The sequence below is a fragment of the Klenkia sesuvii genome (genome assembly GCF_037083825.1).
In the GTDB taxonomy this organism is placed as follows: Bacteria; Actinomycetota; Actinomycetes; order Mycobacteriales; family Geodermatophilaceae; genus Klenkia; species Klenkia sesuvii.
Window position 1 is genome coordinate 81736 of sequence record NZ_JBAPLU010000005.1, and the last position, 14896, is coordinate 96631.

At 73.4% G+C, this 14896-nt stretch carries 13 protein-coding genes; 6 read left to right on the plus strand and 7 right to left on the minus strand.

The features are described from left to right. The first annotated feature begins 120 nt into the window (after positions 1 to 120). On the plus strand, positions 121 to 1032 hold the full coding sequence (locus tag TEK04_RS06675; RefSeq protein ID WP_336403543.1) for a COX15/CtaA family protein: 912 nt from the start codon (positions 121 to 123) through the stop codon (positions 1030 to 1032). 314 nt (positions 1033 to 1346) lie between these two features. Here TEK04_RS06675 and TEK04_RS06680 read toward each other — a convergent pair whose 3' ends face one another. Beyond that, the gene (locus tag TEK04_RS06680; protein WP_336403544.1) at positions 1347 to 2264 is read right to left on the minus strand and encodes a heme o synthase; all 918 of its coding nucleotides are present in this window, start codon (positions 2262 to 2264) and stop codon (positions 1347 to 1349) included. Positions 2265 to 2475: 211 nt separating this feature from the next. Here TEK04_RS06680 and tkt point away from each other — a divergent pair, with 211 nt between their 5' ends. From tkt to pgl, 5 genes are read left to right on the plus strand one after another with little or no spacing between them, the layout of a single operon-like run. Further along, complete coding sequence (gene tkt / locus TEK04_RS06685; RefSeq protein WP_336403545.1) at positions 2476 to 4689, plus strand: transketolase; 2214 nt, start codon at positions 2476 to 2478, stop codon at positions 4687 to 4689. An 11-nt stretch (positions 4690 to 4700) separates the two neighbouring features. After that, positions 4701 to 5804 carry a transaldolase gene (tal, locus tag TEK04_RS06690; RefSeq protein WP_336403546.1) on the plus strand — a complete coding sequence of 368 codons (1104 nt, stop codon included), beginning with the start codon at positions 4701 to 4703 and terminating at the stop codon, positions 5802 to 5804. Positions 5805 to 5864: 60 nt separating this feature from the next. Next, complete coding sequence (gene zwf, locus TEK04_RS06695) at positions 5865 to 7382, plus strand: glucose-6-phosphate dehydrogenase (RefSeq protein ID WP_336403547.1); 1518 nt, start codon at positions 5865 to 5867, stop codon at positions 7380 to 7382. 37 nt (positions 7383 to 7419) lie between these two features. After that, complete coding sequence (locus tag TEK04_RS06700) at positions 7420 to 8568, plus strand: glucose-6-phosphate dehydrogenase assembly protein OpcA (RefSeq protein WP_336403548.1); 1149 nt, start codon at positions 7420 to 7422, stop codon at positions 8566 to 8568. Beyond that, positions 8565 to 9305, plus strand: coding sequence for a 6-phosphogluconolactonase (gene pgl / locus TEK04_RS06705; protein WP_336403549.1), 741 nt, complete (start codon positions 8565 to 8567; stop codon positions 9303 to 9305). The genes TEK04_RS06700 and pgl overlap by 4 nt, the downstream gene beginning before the upstream one ends. A gap of 46 nt (positions 9306 to 9351) precedes the next feature. Here the strand turns inward: pgl and TEK04_RS06710 are convergent, their stop codons facing one another. The 6 genes from TEK04_RS06710 to gap all read right to left on the minus strand — a co-directional run bounded on the left by TEK04_RS06710 (position 9352) and on the right by gap (position 14896). Then, on the minus strand, positions 9352 to 9693 hold the full coding sequence (locus TEK04_RS06710; protein ID WP_336403550.1) for an RNA polymerase-binding protein RbpA: 342 nt from the start codon (positions 9691 to 9693) through the stop codon (positions 9352 to 9354). A gap of 121 nt (positions 9694 to 9814) precedes the next feature. Then, a complete protein-coding gene (gene secG, locus TEK04_RS06715) occupies positions 9815 to 10048 on the minus strand; it encodes a preprotein translocase subunit SecG (protein WP_349257742.1) in 234 nt (77 codons plus the stop codon). A gap of 51 nt (positions 10049 to 10099) precedes the next feature. Next, positions 10100 to 11830, minus strand: coding sequence for an ABC transporter substrate-binding protein (locus TEK04_RS06720; RefSeq protein WP_336403551.1), 1731 nt, complete (start codon positions 11828 to 11830; stop codon positions 10100 to 10102). A 43-nt stretch (positions 11831 to 11873) separates the two neighbouring features. Further along, a complete protein-coding gene (tpiA, locus tag TEK04_RS06725) occupies positions 11874 to 12683 on the minus strand; it encodes a triose-phosphate isomerase (RefSeq protein WP_336403552.1) in 810 nt (269 codons plus the stop codon). Beyond that, the gene (locus TEK04_RS06730; protein WP_336403553.1) at positions 12683 to 13891 is read right to left on the minus strand and encodes a phosphoglycerate kinase; all 1209 of its coding nucleotides are present in this window, start codon (positions 13889 to 13891) and stop codon (positions 12683 to 12685) included. The genes tpiA and TEK04_RS06730 overlap by 1 nt, the downstream gene beginning before the upstream one ends. Positions 13892 to 13894: 3 nt before the next feature. Next, positions 13895 to 14896, minus strand: coding sequence for a type I glyceraldehyde-3-phosphate dehydrogenase (gene gap, locus TEK04_RS06735; protein WP_336403554.1), 1002 nt, complete (start codon positions 14894 to 14896; stop codon positions 13895 to 13897).

Genomic DNA, 14896 nt, shown 5'->3' on the forward strand with positions numbered 1-14896 from the left:
GGGTGGGAGCCGTCAGCCGTCGCTGTCCGGGGCCCTGCGCTGTGGTGTGCAGCGCGCCCGCCACCCCTGTCCTTCCCGTGTGCGCCCAGGGCGAACACGCAGCCACCTACCCTGGGTGGCGTGCCGGTCTCCCCCGTCGTCGTCCGCCGCGTCGCCCTCGCCAACGCCGTCGCCAACGGCCTCATCGTCGTGACCGGCGGTGCGGTCCGGCTGACCGGCAGCGGGCTGGGCTGCCCCACCTGGCCCGAGTGCACCGACGGGTCGATCACCCCGACCGCCGAGCTGGCCGGCCACGGGTTGATCGAGTTCGGCAACCGGCTGCTGACCTTCGTGCTGGCCGTCGTCGCCATCGCCACGGTGGTGGTCGTGTGGCGGTCGACCCGCCGCGAGCTGCGGAAGTGGGCCGTCGGCAGCTTCCTCGGCATCCCGGCGCAGGCGCTGCTGGGCGGGGTGACCGTGCTCACCGGGCTCAACCCGTGGACGGTCGCCGCGCACTTCCTGGTGTCGATGGTGCTGGTGGCGATCGCCACCACGCTGTGGCTCCGCTCGCGCGAGCCCGGGGTGGGCGGCCTGCTCGTGCGCCGGCCCATCGCGCTGCTGGTCACCGGGATCGCCGTGACCGTCGCCGCCGTCCAGGTGTTCGGCACCGTCGTGACCGGCTCGGGCCCGCACAGCGGTGACCCCGAGGCGGGGCGCACCGGGCTGGACCCCGAGCTGGTCAGCCAGCTGCACGCCGACGTCGTCTTCCTGCTGATCGGGCTGACCGTCGCGCTGCTGGTGGCCCTGCACGCCACCGACTCCCCCGGCCGGGTCCGCCGGGCCGCCCGCGACCTGCTGGTCGTCGAGCTGGCGCAGGGCGTGGTCGGCTACGTGCAGTACTTCACCGGCCTGCCCGTGGTGCTGGTGCTGCTGCACATGGCCGGCGCCGTGCTCATCACCGCGTTCACGGCGCGGCTGTGCTGGTCGGTCCGCGGGCCGCGCACCGAGGCCGCGGCGCAGCCCCCCGCCGAGGCCCTCGCCAGCACCCGCTGACCCCGCGCAGCGGCGCACGTCCGGCGCCGCTGCGTTCCCGGGCGCGCCTCCCCCCGCACGCGAACCGCGTGCTCGCGCACTGGCCACTGGCCGCGCGTGCACGCGGTCACCGACGGGTCGGTCGCCCGCTTCCACACGCACCCGCCCCACGCCCGCGCGGGAGGGCGGGGTACCGGCCGGGGCGCGACCACCCGCCGTGCCCCCGGCGGGGTTCCCGTCCCCTGCGGGCCGTCCCGGAGGGCCAGAACCCCGCAACCGGAGGCCGGGACGCGCCGGCGCCCAGCCCGGAGCGCCGGTCACGAGGCGCGGTGACCTCAGAACAGGACGTCGAGGACCAGCGCGATGCTCAGCAGGGTCATGTAGGTGATGGACACCGAGAACAGCTTCATCGGCCGGTCGGCGCCGCCGCCGCGGATGCGCCCCAGCCAGGCGTGCGACTCGGCGACGTACCAGATGCCCAGCGCCAGGAGGGGGACGCCGGCGATCCAGCCGAGCTGGGGGGTCACCGGGACCATGAGCGCGGAGACGGCCAGGGTGGCCCAGGCCCAGGCGGCGGACTGCTTGCCGACGCTGACCGGCCCCGCGACGACCGACAGCATCGGGACGCCGGCCCGGAAGTAGTCGTAGCGGTAGCGGCTGGCCAGGGCCCAGAAGTGCGGCATCTGCCAGCAGAAGACGATGCCGAAGAACACGACGGCCGGCCACGCCAGGGAGCCGGTGACCGCGGCCCACCCGATGAGCACCGGGGCGGCGCCCGGAAGGCCGCCGAACACCGTGTTGTGGTGGGTGCGGCGCTTGAGCACCATCGTGTAGAAGACCGAGTACGCCAGCATGGCGACGGCCGCCAACGCGGTGGCCAGCGGCGTGGTGAACACGCCGAGCACGACCAGCGAGATCCACGCGAGCATGACGCCGAAGGTGAGGGCGGCCCGCGGGGCGATCACCCCGGTCACCGTCGGCCGGTCGCGGGTGCGCGACATGATGCGGTCGATGTCGCGGTCGTACCAGCAGTTGATCGTGTTGGCCGCACCCGCCGCGAGCATGCCGCCCACCATGGTGGCGACGACGAGGCCGGTGCCGGGCCAGCCACCGGCGGCCAGCATCATCGCCGGCAGGGTGGTGACCAGCAGCAGCTCGACCAGCTTGGGCTTGGTCAGCGAGACGTAGGCGCCGACCAGGGCCAGAGGCCGGGTGCGGTGGCCGACGGCAGGCCGTTCGGCGATCGCGGTCACGAGTCGATCCACACCATTCAGACCGGGGCGGGCACGGGTCCGCACCACTGTAGACCCGCCGCGCCGTGAGGAACGCGCTGTACCACTAGGGTTCGACCACGTTGAGGGTGCGCACCCGGCGGGTAGGGCCCAGGTCGGCAACGGCGACGACCGGCAGCAACCCCGGCACCGCCCCGACCCCATGACTGATCCGCAAGGGAGCACCCGCCTGATGGCAGACAAGAGCACCCCGTCCGAAGCGCCGGCCGAGGCCGCCACGGACAGCCCCACCGGCTCGCCCGCGCAGCCGCACCCGACGCTGCCCGAGGGCTTCACCGAGCTCGACCGCACGGCCATCGACACCGCCCGCGTGCTGGCGATGGACGCCGTCCAGAAGGTCGGCAACGGCCACCCCGGCACCGCGATGAGCCTGGCCCCGCTGGCCTACCTGCTCTTCCAGAAGTGGATCAAGCACGACCCGTCCGACCCGAACTGGGTGGCCCGCGACCGCTTCGTGCTCTCCCCCGGCCACACCGCCCTCACGCTGTACACCCAGCTCTACTTCTCCGGCTACGGCCTCGAGCTCGACGACCTGAAGGCGTTGCGCACCTGGGGCTCGAAGACCCCGGGCCACCCCGAGGTCGGCCACACCACCGGCGTCGAGACCACCACCGGCCCGCTGGGCCAGGGCGTCGGCAACGCGGTCGGCATGGCCATGGCCGCCCGCCGGGAGCGCGGCATCTGGGACCCCGGGACCGCGCCCGGTGACGACAGCGTCTTCGACCACACCATCTGGGCCATCGCCTCCGACGGCGACCTGCAGGAGGGCATCTCCGGCGAGGCCTCCTCGCTGGCCGGCACCCAGCAGCTGGGCAACCTCGTGGTGGTCTACGACGACAACAAGATCTCCATCGAGGACGACACGACGATCGCCTTCACCGAGGACGTCGCCGCCCGCTACGAGGCCTACGGCTGGCACGTGCAGCACGTGGCCGACAGCGAGGACCTCGCCGCGCTCGACGCCGCCCTGGCCGCCGCCAAGGCCGAGACCAGCCGGCCCTCGCTCATCGTGAGCCGCTCGATCATCGGCTGGCCGTCGCCGAACAAGCAGAACACCGGCGCCGTCCACGGCTCCGCGCTGGGCGACGACGAGGTCGCGGCCACGAAGGAGGTCCTCGGCTTCGACCCCGACCAGACCTTCCAGGTCGCCGACGAGGTCATCGCGCACACCCGCGAGGTCATCGGGCGCGGCCAGGCGGCCCGCACCGAGTGGCAGTCCGGCTTCGACGCCTGGCGGTCGGCCAACCCCGACCAGGCCGCGCTGTTCGACCGCATGCGCACCCGCACCCTGCCCGAGGGCTGGGCCGACGCACTGCCCACCTTCGACGCCGACCCCAAGGGCATGGCCACCCGCAAGGCCTCGGGCGCCGTGCTGGCCGCCATCTACCCCGAGCTGCCCGAGCTGTGGGGCGGCTCGGCCGACCTGGCCGAGTCCAACAACACCTCGGTCGAGGGCGAACCCTCCTTCCTGCCCCCGAGCCGGCAGACCAAGATGTGGAGCGGCGGCCCCTACGGCCGCACCCTGCACTTCGGCATCCGCGAGCACGCCATGGGCTCGATCATGAACGGCATCGCCCTGCACGGCGGCACCCGCGTGTACGGCGGCACGTTCCTGACGTTCTCCGACTACATGCGCCCCGCCGTCCGGCTGGCCGCGCTCATGCAGCTGCCGGTCACCTACGTGTGGACCCACGACTCCATCGGTCTGGGCGAGGACGGCCCGACCCACCAGCCGATCGAGCACCTCGCGGCGCTCCGCGCGATCATCGGCCTGGACGTCGTCCGGCCGGCCGACGCCAACGAGACCGCCGTCGCGTGGCGCACCATCCTCGAGCACAGCGACCGCCCGGCCGGCATCGTGCTGTCCCGGCAGAACCTCCCGGTCTTCGACCGCGGGGAGCTCGGCTCGGCCGAGGGCACCGCGAAGGGCGCCTACGTGCTGGCCGAGGCCAGCGGCGGCACCCCCGAGGTCATCCTCATGGGCACCGGCTCCGAGGTGCAGATCGCCGTGGCCGCGCGCGAGCAGCTCGAGGCCGCCGGCACGCCCACCCGGGTCGTCTCGATCCCGTGCCAGGAGTGGTTCGCCGAGCAGGGCCCGGCCTACCGCGACGAGGTGCTGCCCCCGAGCGTGAAGGCCCGGGTCAGCATCGAGGCGGCCATCGCCATGGGGTGGCGTGAGTTCGTCGGCGACGCCGGCCGCATCGTGGCCCTCGACCACTACGGCGCCAGCGCGTCGTTCCAGAAGCTGTACGACGAGTTCGGCCTCACCGCCGAGGCCGTCGTCGCAGCTGCCCGCGAGAGCATTCAGGCCGCCGCCGACGGCGCCGGCCCCGCGTCCGGGGGCGACGTCGTGGGCAAGCTCCACGACCGCACCGGCGAGAAGTAGGAGGAACGGGCATGACCCAGAACGAGAACCTCGCGAAGCTGTCGGAGGCCGGCGTCAGCGTCTGGCTCGACGACCTGTCCCGGGACCTCATCCACAGCGGTGACCTGCAGCGCCTCGTCGACGAGAAGTCCGTCGTCGGCGTGACCACCAACCCCTCGATCTTCGCCGCCGCGATCAGCGGCTCGGACTCCTACGACGACCAGCTGCACGCCATGGCCGTCCGCGGTGTCACCGTCGAGGAGGCGCTGCGCACCATCACCGCCGCCGATGTCCGCGACGCCTGCGACCTGCTCGCCCCGGTCGCGCAGCGCACCGGCCGCGACGGCCGGGTCTCCCTGGAGGTCGCCCCCGGGCTGGCCCACCACACCGACGCCACCGCCGCCGAGGCCGCGCACCTCTGGTGGCTGGTCGACCGGCCCAACCTGTTCATCAAGATCCCCGCGACCGTCGAGGGCCTGCCGGCCATCACCGAGTCGATCGCCAACGGGATCAGCGTCAACGTCACCCTCATCTTCAGCCTCGAGCGCTACAAGGCCGTGATGGAGGCCTACATCGCCGGGTTGGAGAAGCGCGCCGAGGACCCCGAGGCCGGCTTCGAGGGCATCGAGAGCGTCGCGTCGTTCTTCGTGTCCCGCGTGGACACCGAGATCGACAAGCGCCTGGACGCCGCCGGCGCGGACGCCTCCCTCAAGGGCAAGGCCGGCGTCGCCAACGCCCAGCTGGCCTACCAGGCCTACGAGGAGGTCTTCTCCTCCGACCGCTGGAAGGCCCTCGAGGCCCGTGGGGCGAGCAAGCAGCGGGCGCTGTGGGCATCGACCGGGGTCAAGAACCCCGACTACAGCGACACGCTCTACCTGTCCGAGCTGGCCGCACCCGACACCGTGAACACCATGCCCGGCAAGACCATGGACGCCTTCGCCGACCACGGGCAGGTGGGCCGCCCGGTCACCGAGACCTACGCCGACGCCGAGGAGGTCATGCAGTCGGTCCGCGACGCCGGCATCGACCTCGACGACGTCTTCGCCGTGCTCGAGACCGAGGGCGTGCAGAAGTTCAGCGACGCCTGGGATGAACTCTCCACCTCGGTCGCCGAACAGCTCCAGGACAAGCAGTAAGGGACGGGGCCGGTGCACCGCCGCACCGGCCCCACCTCCATCCATCCGCTGGAAGGACCCATGAGCACCAACCCGTTGCGCGACCCGAGGGACCGGCGGTTGCCCCGGGTCCCCGAGCCCTGCGCCCTCGTCGTCTTCGGCATCACCGGCGACCTGGCCCGCAAGAAGCTGCTGCCGGCGGTCTACGACCTCGCCAACCGCGGCCTGCTGCCCACCAACTTCGCGCTGCTGGGTTTCGCCCGCCGCGACTGGGACGACGTCGACTTCGCCGAGCTCTCCCGCGAGGCAGCGCGCCAGCACGCCCGCACCCCGTGGCGCGAGGAGGTCTGGGAGCGGCTGTCGAACTCGGTCCGCTTCATCCAGGGCTCCTTCGACGACGACGACGCCTTCGACGAGCTCGCCCGCACCCTCGGCGAGCTCGAGGGCAGCCACGGCATCGGCGGCAACGCCGCCTTCTACCTGTCGATCCCGCCGAGCATGTTCCCGGTCGTGCTCAAGCAGATGCAGCGCACCGGCATGGCCGAGAGCACCACCGACCGGTGGCGCCGCGTCGTGGTCGAGAAGCCCTTCGGCACCGACCTGCCCTCCAGCCGCGAGCTCAACGGCCTGGTCGACTCCGTGTTCGACGCCGACGACGTCTTCCGCATCGACCACTACCTGGGCAAGGAGACGGTGCAGAACCTGTTGGCGCTCCGGTTCGCCAACACCCTCTTCGAGCCGGTCTGGAACGGCGCGCACGTCGACTCCGTGCAGATCACCATGGCCGAGGACGTCGGCATCGGCGGCCGCGCGGAGTTCTACGAGCGCACCGGGGCCGCCCGCGACGTGCTGCAGAACCACCTGCTCCAGCTGCTGGCGCTCACCGCGATGGAGGAGCCGGTCGAGTTCTCCGCCGAGGAGATCCGCACCGAGAAGCTCAAGGTGCTGCGCGCGGTGTCCGTCCCCACCGACATGGCGCGCTTCGCCGTGCGCGGCCAGTACGAGCAGGGCTGGCTGGCCGGCCAGCGGGCCAAGGGCTACCGGCAGGAGGACGGCGTCAGCGAGGAGTCGCGCACCGAGACCTACGCCGCCGTCCGGCTGGGGGTCGAGACCCGTCGCTGGGCCGGCGTGCCGTTCTACCTGCGCACCGGCAAGCGGCTGCCCCGCCGGGTCACCGAGATCGCGCTCTCCTTCCGCAAGGCACCGCACCTGCCCTTCGCGCCGACCGACACCGAGGAGCTCGGCCACAACCAGCTCGTCGTCCGCGTGCAGCCCGACGAGGGGGTCACCCTCAAGTTCGGGTCGAAGGTGCCGGGCAGCGTCATGGAGGTCCGCGACGTGTCGATGGACTTCCTGTACGGCGAGCAGTTCACCGAGGCCTCCCCCGAGGCCTACGAACGGCTGCTGCTCGACGTCCTGCTCGGCGACGCGACGCTCTTCCCCCGCAACGCCGAGGTGGAGGCGTCCTGGGCGGTCATCGACCCGCTCGAGGAGTACTGGGCGAGCACCACCCCCTTCCCCTACCGCGCCGGCGAGTGGGGTCCCCGGGCCGCCGACGAGATGCTGGCCTCCGAGGGGCGGGCATGGCGCCGACCGTGACCCCCGCCCCCACCTGCATGTCCGAGGAGACCCCCCGATGAGCACGCTCTGGGACACCAACGGGTCGGCGATCGTCAAGGAGCTCGCCGCCCAGCGCCGCACCGGCGGCGCCGTGATGAGCGGTGTGGCGCTCACCCTCGTGGTGGTGGCCGACGAGGACCGCGTCGCCGAGGCCGAGGCCGCCGCGGCCGCCGCGGCCGAGGTGCACCCCTGCCGGCTGCTGATGGTCATCCGGCGCCAGGTCGAGGCCCCCACCCCCCGACTGGACGCCGAGGTGCTGATCGGCGGGCGCCTGGGCCCCGGCGAGGCGGTCGTCATGCGCATGTACGGCCGCCTCGGGCTGCACGCCGAGTCCGTGGTGCTGCCGCTGCTGGCCGCCGACGCACCGGTGGTCACCTGGTGGTTCTCCGCCCCGCCGGACCGCATCGCGACCGACGCGCTCGGCGTGGTCGCCAACCGCCGGATCACCGACAGCCTGATGGCCGAGGACGCCGTCGCGGCGCTGCGCCGCCGCGCCGAGGACTTCGCCCCCGGGGACACGGACCTGGCCTGGACCCGCAGCACCCCGTGGCGCTCCACGCTGGCCTCCACCCTCGACGCCGTCGCCGGGCGGCGCGGTGCCGTCCAGGTGCTGGGCGGCCAGGTGGTCGGGGACCCCGAGAACCCGACGGCCCAGTTGGTCGCCGGCTGGCTCAGTGCCCGCTGCGGGTGCTCCATCACGGTCGAGGCCGGCCAGCGCAGCACCGGCTCGAAGGGCATCGACACCGTCGTGCTCCGGCTGGACCAGGACGAGGAGGTCCGGCTGACCGACGACCGCAAGGGCGGCGCCGTCATCAGCCAGCCCTACCGGCCCGACGCCGTCGTGGCCCTGCCCAAGCGGTCGCTGGGCGAGCTCATCGGCGAGGAGATGAAGCGCCTGGACAACGACGAGCCCTACCGCGAGGCCCTCGAGGCGGCCACCGGCACCACCGGCCTCGCCGACCGGCCCGCGATGCGCGAGCACGTCTGGTTCGACCCGATGCGCCCGGCCCCCGCCGAGCAGCAGGCCCCCGACGTCCCGGACGACTCCGAGGACGACGACGAGGTCGCGGCCACCGGCACCGGCGGCACCGGCGGCACCGGCGGAACCGCGGGGCCGACCGGGGACGACGACGGCGGCGACGACCAGCCCGAGGGTGCGGCGTGAGCGCGCCGGAGGTCCACGTCGAGGCCGACGCCGGGTCGCTGGCCCGGGCCGTCGCGCAGCGGTTGGTCGACCAGCTGGTGACGGCCCAGGCCGAGCACGGCGCGGCCGGGGTGGTGCTCACCGGCGGTGGCATCGGCACCGCGGTGCTGCGCGAGGTCGCCGCGGTGTCGGCCGGCCGGCCCGAGCTGGACTGGGGCCGGGTCGACGTGTGGTGGGGCGATGAGCGCTGGGTGCCCGCCGTCGACGACGACCGCAACGAGAAGGGCGCCCGCGAGGCGTTGCTCGACGTGGTCGGCGTCCCGGCCGACCGGGTGCACGCCATCCCGGCGTCGGATGCCGGGTACGACGAGCCGGAGGACGCCGCGGACGCCTACGCGGCGCAGCTGCGGGCCGCCGGGGGCGGCGCGCTGCCCCGCATCGACGTGCTCCTGCTGGGCGTGGGCGGGGAGGGCCACGTGGCCTCCATCTTCCCGCACTCCCCCGCGGTCACCGACGAGCGCCCGGTGGTGGCCGTGCGCGACTGCCCCAAGCCCCCACCGACCCGGGTCAGCCTCGGTTTCGGGGCCATCACCTCCGCCGAGGAGGTCTGGTTGCTCGTGTCCGGGGAGGCCAAGGCCGAGGCCGTCGCCCGGGCGCTGTCCGGTGGGGAGACCGCGGCGACCCTGCCGGCCGCCGGCGCCGTGGGCCGCCGGGCGACCCGGTGGCTGCTGGACGCGGACGCCGCCGGTCAGCTCTGAGCGCCCGGCGCCCCCGTCACCCCACCGGTGACGGGGGCTCCCGCGGTCAGGCCCTGCGGCGGGCGCGCAGCTTGCGCAGGGCCTCCTCGAGGAGGGCCGCGCCGTCGGCGTCCGAGCGGCGTTCGCGCACGTAGGCCAGGTGCGTCTTGTACGGCTCGGTGCGCGGCGGCGGGGGCGGGTTCTGCTCGTCCTGCCCGGCCGGGAGACCGCACCGCGGGCAGTCCCAGGTCTCGGGCACCTCCACGTCGTGCGCGAACGCGATCTGCGTGTCGTGCCGGTTGGCGCACCAGTAGGCGACGCGCACCCGCGGCGCCGCCTGCCCGCGCTCGGACTCACCCGTCGGACCTGCCCCGACCCGGCTGCCCCGGATCGCGCTCCCACCAGCCACGTGCGCTCCCACCCTCAGGTACCTGAACGGACCCCGTGGCGAGATCCTAGGCCCTCGCAGATGTCGTGCTGGTGACGAATGCGCTGCTCAGACCGGTGGTGCACCGCCTTGTCGTGCGCGTTCAGACCTTGAGCAGGATGCCCAGGGCGACGATGCACACCGTCCAGATGGCCGCGGTGAAGACGGTCAGCCGGTTCAGGTTCTTCTCCACCACCGACGACCCGGACAGCGACGACGACGCGGCGCCGCCGAACATGGACGAGAGGCCGCCGCCCTTGCCGCGGTGCAGGAGGATCAGCACGATCAGCAGCAGGCTGGTGAGCACCAGCAGGACGTTCAGGACGATCTCGATCACGGGTTCTCCACTTCGAGCGGGCAGCCGACCGACCAGCGTACGGGACGCCGCTCAGCCACCACCGACACCGGCGGTGGCCACGTCGTAGCCGTTGTAGGGCAGCATCACGACGCCGTTGCGCAGCCGCTGGCCGGCCAGCAGCTGCGCGCGGTTCTCCACCAGGGGCACGTAGGCGTGGGTGGCCAGCGCCGCGTCGGCCACCGCGACCCAGGCCGCCGGGTCGGTGGCGACCTGTGCCGCGTCGACGGCGGCGTCCACCGCCGGGTCGGCGAGCAGCGCGTAGTTCGCGTTGCCGGCCTCGGCGGAGATCGACCGGCTGTCGACCAGCGGGACCAGGAAGGAGGCGGGCGTGGGCAGCGCCGCCGTGTAGGTGGCCAGCACCATGCCGTACTGCCCGGCCCCGATGGCGGCCGGGGTGCCGATGCCGGTGGTGTAGAAGGTCGCCGGGTCCGAGGCCTGCACGGTCACCGCGATGCCCACCTGGGCGAACTGGGCGACCAGCTCGTCGGCCACGTCGAGGCTGGCGGGTGCGTCGGGCACGGCCATCGTCACCGCGAAGCCGTCGGGCGACCCGCAAGCGGCCAGCGAGCGACGTGCGCCCTCGAGGTCGGCCGCCGGGTCGGGGTCCTCCGGGCCACCGCCCAGCGAGCTGGGCCACAGCACCGAGCGCCGCGAGGCGTCGGCCGGCCCGGCCAACGCCTCCTGCACCCCGGTGCGGTCCACGACGGCGGCCACCGCAGCTCGGCAGTCCGGGTTCGACATCGGCCCCACGGTGGTCGGCAGCGCCAGCACCCGCAGCGAGCCCACGGTTGTGTCGTCGACCCGGTCGGTCAGGCCCGGGTCGTCCTCGAACCGGCTGAGGGTGGCCTGCTGGACCCCGGTGCCCGACAGGTCGGCGTCGGCCGAGCCGGCCAGCAGCGCCTGGTCCCGGTCCAGCCCGCTGAGCCCGGTGCGCACCACGACCTGGTCGGGCAGGGCCGTGCGCACCGGGTCGCTGTCCGGGCTCCAGGCAGGGTTGCGGTCGAGCACGATGCCGGTCAGCGGGTCGACCGACGTGATCGCGTACGGCCCGGAGGACACGGGGTCGTCCTGGTAGGCCGCCCCGGTGTCGCTCTCGGCGGGGACGGGACTCGACGACGGCAGCGCCAGCACGTGGGGGAAGTCGGGGTCGGGGCGGGACAGGGTGAAGGTGATGGTCGCGTCGTCGGGGGTGGCGATGGTGGTCAGGCCCAGCCGGTCGGGCGACTCGTCCTGGTAGGGCCCCGCGTAGAGGCTGTCGGGGTCGAGCAGGTCCAGCACGAAGTTCGGACCGCCGCTGACGACGTCGACGGCGAAGGACCGCTCGATGCCGTACTTCACGTCGCGGCTGGTGATGGCGCGGCCGGTCTCGAAGGTGGCACCCGGGCGGAGCGTGAAGGTCCAGGTGCGGCCGCCGTCGGGCGTCGTCCCGAGGTCGACGGCGAGGTCGGGCACCAGCTCGTCGGTGCGGCCGGGCTCGGTGCTGTAGGTGACCAGGGTGCGGGTGTAGAGCCGCATCAGGTTCCACACGGCGGGGACGTAGGAGCGCTGCGGGTCGAGGCTGTCGATCTGGGAGGTCACCAGCCGCAGGGTCCCGCCGGCGGCGTCGGAGGGCGCCCGGACCCCGTCGAGACCGCCGTCGGGCGCGCCGGACTGGGTCGGCACCGCGGTGTCGGCCGAGCCGTCGGCGCTGCAGCCGGCCAGCAGCGCGACCAGCACGAGCAGGGTGGTGACGGCGCGCGGACGGCGCAGGTGGGGCCTCACGGGGGCGGCGGTCCTCCAGTGGGTGGGCCGCCGCCCCTGCGGGTCAGCGGCTCTCGGCTGCGGTGCGGCAGATGGAGACGAACTCGTCGGCGTCCAGGCTCGCGCCGCCCACCAGTGCCCCGTCCACGTCGGGTCCGGCGAGGATGCCGGCGGTGTTGCCGGCCTTCACCGAACCCCCGTAGAGGATACGGACGACGTCGGCGGTCTCCGGCCCGAAACGCTCGGCGAGCCGGGCCCGGATCGCCCCGCAGACCTCCTGCGCGTCCTCGGGCGTGGCCACCTCGCCGGTGCCGATCGCCCACACCGGCTCGTAGGCGATCACGATGCCGGCCACGGTGGCCGCGTCGAGGCCCTCGAGGGCGGCGTCGACCTGCGCGGTGGTGTACGGGACGTGCTCGCCGGCCTTGCGGACGTCGAGCCCCTCCCCCACGCACAGGATCGGCACCAGGTCGTGCTCCAGGGCCTTGCGCACCTTCGTGGCCACGACCTCGTCGGTCTCGGCGTGCAGCGCACGCCGCTCCGAGTGCCCGACGACGACGTAGGTGCAGGCCAGCGCCTTGAGCTGGGCGCCGCTGACCTCGCCGGTGTAGGCGCCGGAGTCGGCGACCGACAGGTCCTGACCGCCGAACCCGATCTCGATCTTGTCACCCTGCACCAGGGTCTGCACGCTGCGGATCGCGGTGAACGGCGGGACGACGACGACCTCGGCCGCCTCGAGCTCGGGCTCCTTGAGGCCGAAGGCGACCTTCTGCACCAGGCCGATGGCCTCCAGGTGCGTCAGGTTCATCTTCCAGTTGCCCGCGATGAGCGGACGCCGCCCCGCGTAGACCTTCCCGGACTTCGTGCGGGCCATCAGCCGGCCCCGCCCGACAGCACGGCCAGGCCCGGCAGCTCGCGGCCCTCCAGGAACTCCAGCGACGCCCCACCCCCGGTGGAGATGTGCCCGTAGCCGTCCTCGTCGAGGCCCAGCTGGCGGACGGCGGCCGCCGAGTCGCCCCCGCCGACGACGGAGAGCCCGTCGACGGCGGCGACGGCGGTGGCCACGCCACGGGTGCCGTGGGTGAACGGGGCGAGCTCGAACACGCCCATCGGGCCGTTCCAGAACACCGTGTGCGCGTCGGCGAGGTGCTGGCCGAACAGGTCGACGGTGTTCGGGCCCACGTCGAGGCCCTTGAGCCCGTCGGGGATCGCGTCGACCGGCACGACCTTGACCTGGGCGTCGGCGACCAGCGCCTCCGCGCAGACCACGTCGACGGGGAGGACGACCTTGTCACCGGCCTCGGCGAGCAGCCGCCGGCAGGTCTCGACCTGGTCGGTCTCCAGCAGCGAGTCGCCCACGCCGTGGCCCTGGGCGGCCAGGAACGTGAAGCACATGCCGCCGCCGACCAGCAGCCGGTCGACCTTGGGCAGCATGGCCTCGATGACGGCGAGCTTGTCGCTGACCTTGGAGCCGCCCAGCACCACGACGTAGGGCCGCTGCGGGTCCTCGGTCAACCGGGTGAGCACGTCGAGCTCGGTGGCGACCAGCCGGCCGGCCGCGTGCGGCAGCCGGGTGGCGACGTCGTACACCGAGGCGTGCTTGCGGTGCACGGCCCCGAAGGCGTCGTCGACGTAGAGGTCGGCCAGCGCGGCGAAGCGGTCGGCCAGCGCCCCGCGGGCGTCGTCGTCCTTCGACGTCTCGGCAGCCTCGAAGCGGACGTTCTCCAGCAGGCAGACGTCGCCGTCGGAGAGCGCCGCGACCGCGGCCTGCGCGCCGCTGCCGGCGGTGTCGGTGGCCAGCGGCACCTCGACCCCCAGCAGCTCCCCGAGGCGGGCGGCGACCGGGGCCAGGCTGTACCGGTCGTCGCGCTCGCCCTTGGGGCGCCCGAGGTGGGCGGCCACGACGACACGGGCACCGGCCTCGCGCAGCGCCTGCAGCGTGGGCAGGCTGGCGCGGATCCGGCCGTCGTCGGTGATGACGCGCTCGCCGGTGGAGTCGTCGAGGGGGACGTTCAGGTCGGCGCGCATGAGCACGCGCCGACCCCGCACACCCTCGGCGATGAGCTCGTCGACTGTGCGCATGCTCTACAGCTTCGAGCCGACGAGCGAGGTGAGGTCCACGAGGCGGTTCGAGTAGCCCCACTCGTTGTCGTACCAGCCGACGACCTTCACCTGGTCGCCGAACACCTTGGTCAGGCCCGAGTCGTAGATGCACGAGGCCGGGTCGGTGACGATGTCTGAGGACACGATCGGCTCGTCGGTGTAGACCAGGTAGGGCGCCAGCGGGCCCTCGGCGGCGGCCTTGTACGCGGCGTTGACCTCGTCGACGGTGACCTCGCGGGACAGCGTGACGGTGAGGTCGGTGGCCGAGCCGGTCGGGACCGGGACGCGCAGGGCGTAGCCGTCGAGCTTGCCCTTCAGCTCGGGCAGCACCAGGCCGATGGCCTTGGCCGCGCCGGTGGAGGTGGGGACGATGTTCAGCGCGGCGGCGCGGGCGCGGCGGAGGTCCTTGTGCGGGCCGTCCTGCAGGTTCTGGTCGGCGGTGTAGGCGTGGATGGTGGTCATCAGGCCGCGCTCGATGCCGAACGAGTCGTTGAGGACCTTCGCCAGCGGGGCCAGGCAGTTGGTGGTGCACGAGGCGTTGCTGATGATCGTCTGCGAGCCGTCGTAGAGCTCGTGGTTGGCGCCCATGACGATGGTGATGTCGTCGTCGGTGGCGGGCGCGGAGATGATGACCTTCTTCGCGCCGGCCTCGACGTGCTTGCGGGCGTCGGCGGCCTTGGTGAAGAAGCCGGTCGACTCGATGACCACGTCGACGCCGAGGTCGCCCCAGGGCAGGTTGGCCGGGTCGCGCTCGGCGAGGGCGGTGATGGTCTTGCCGCCGACGGTGATGCCGTCGGAGCTGGAGGAGACCTCCTCGGGGAACTTGCCGAGGACCGAGTCGTGCTTGAGCAGGTGGGCGAGCACGTCGTTGCTCGTGAGGTCGTTGACCGCCACGACCTCGATGTCCTGACCGCTGGCGGCGACCGCCCGGTAGAAGTTGCGGCCGATCCGACCGAAACCGTTGATGCCGACCCGTACCGTCAC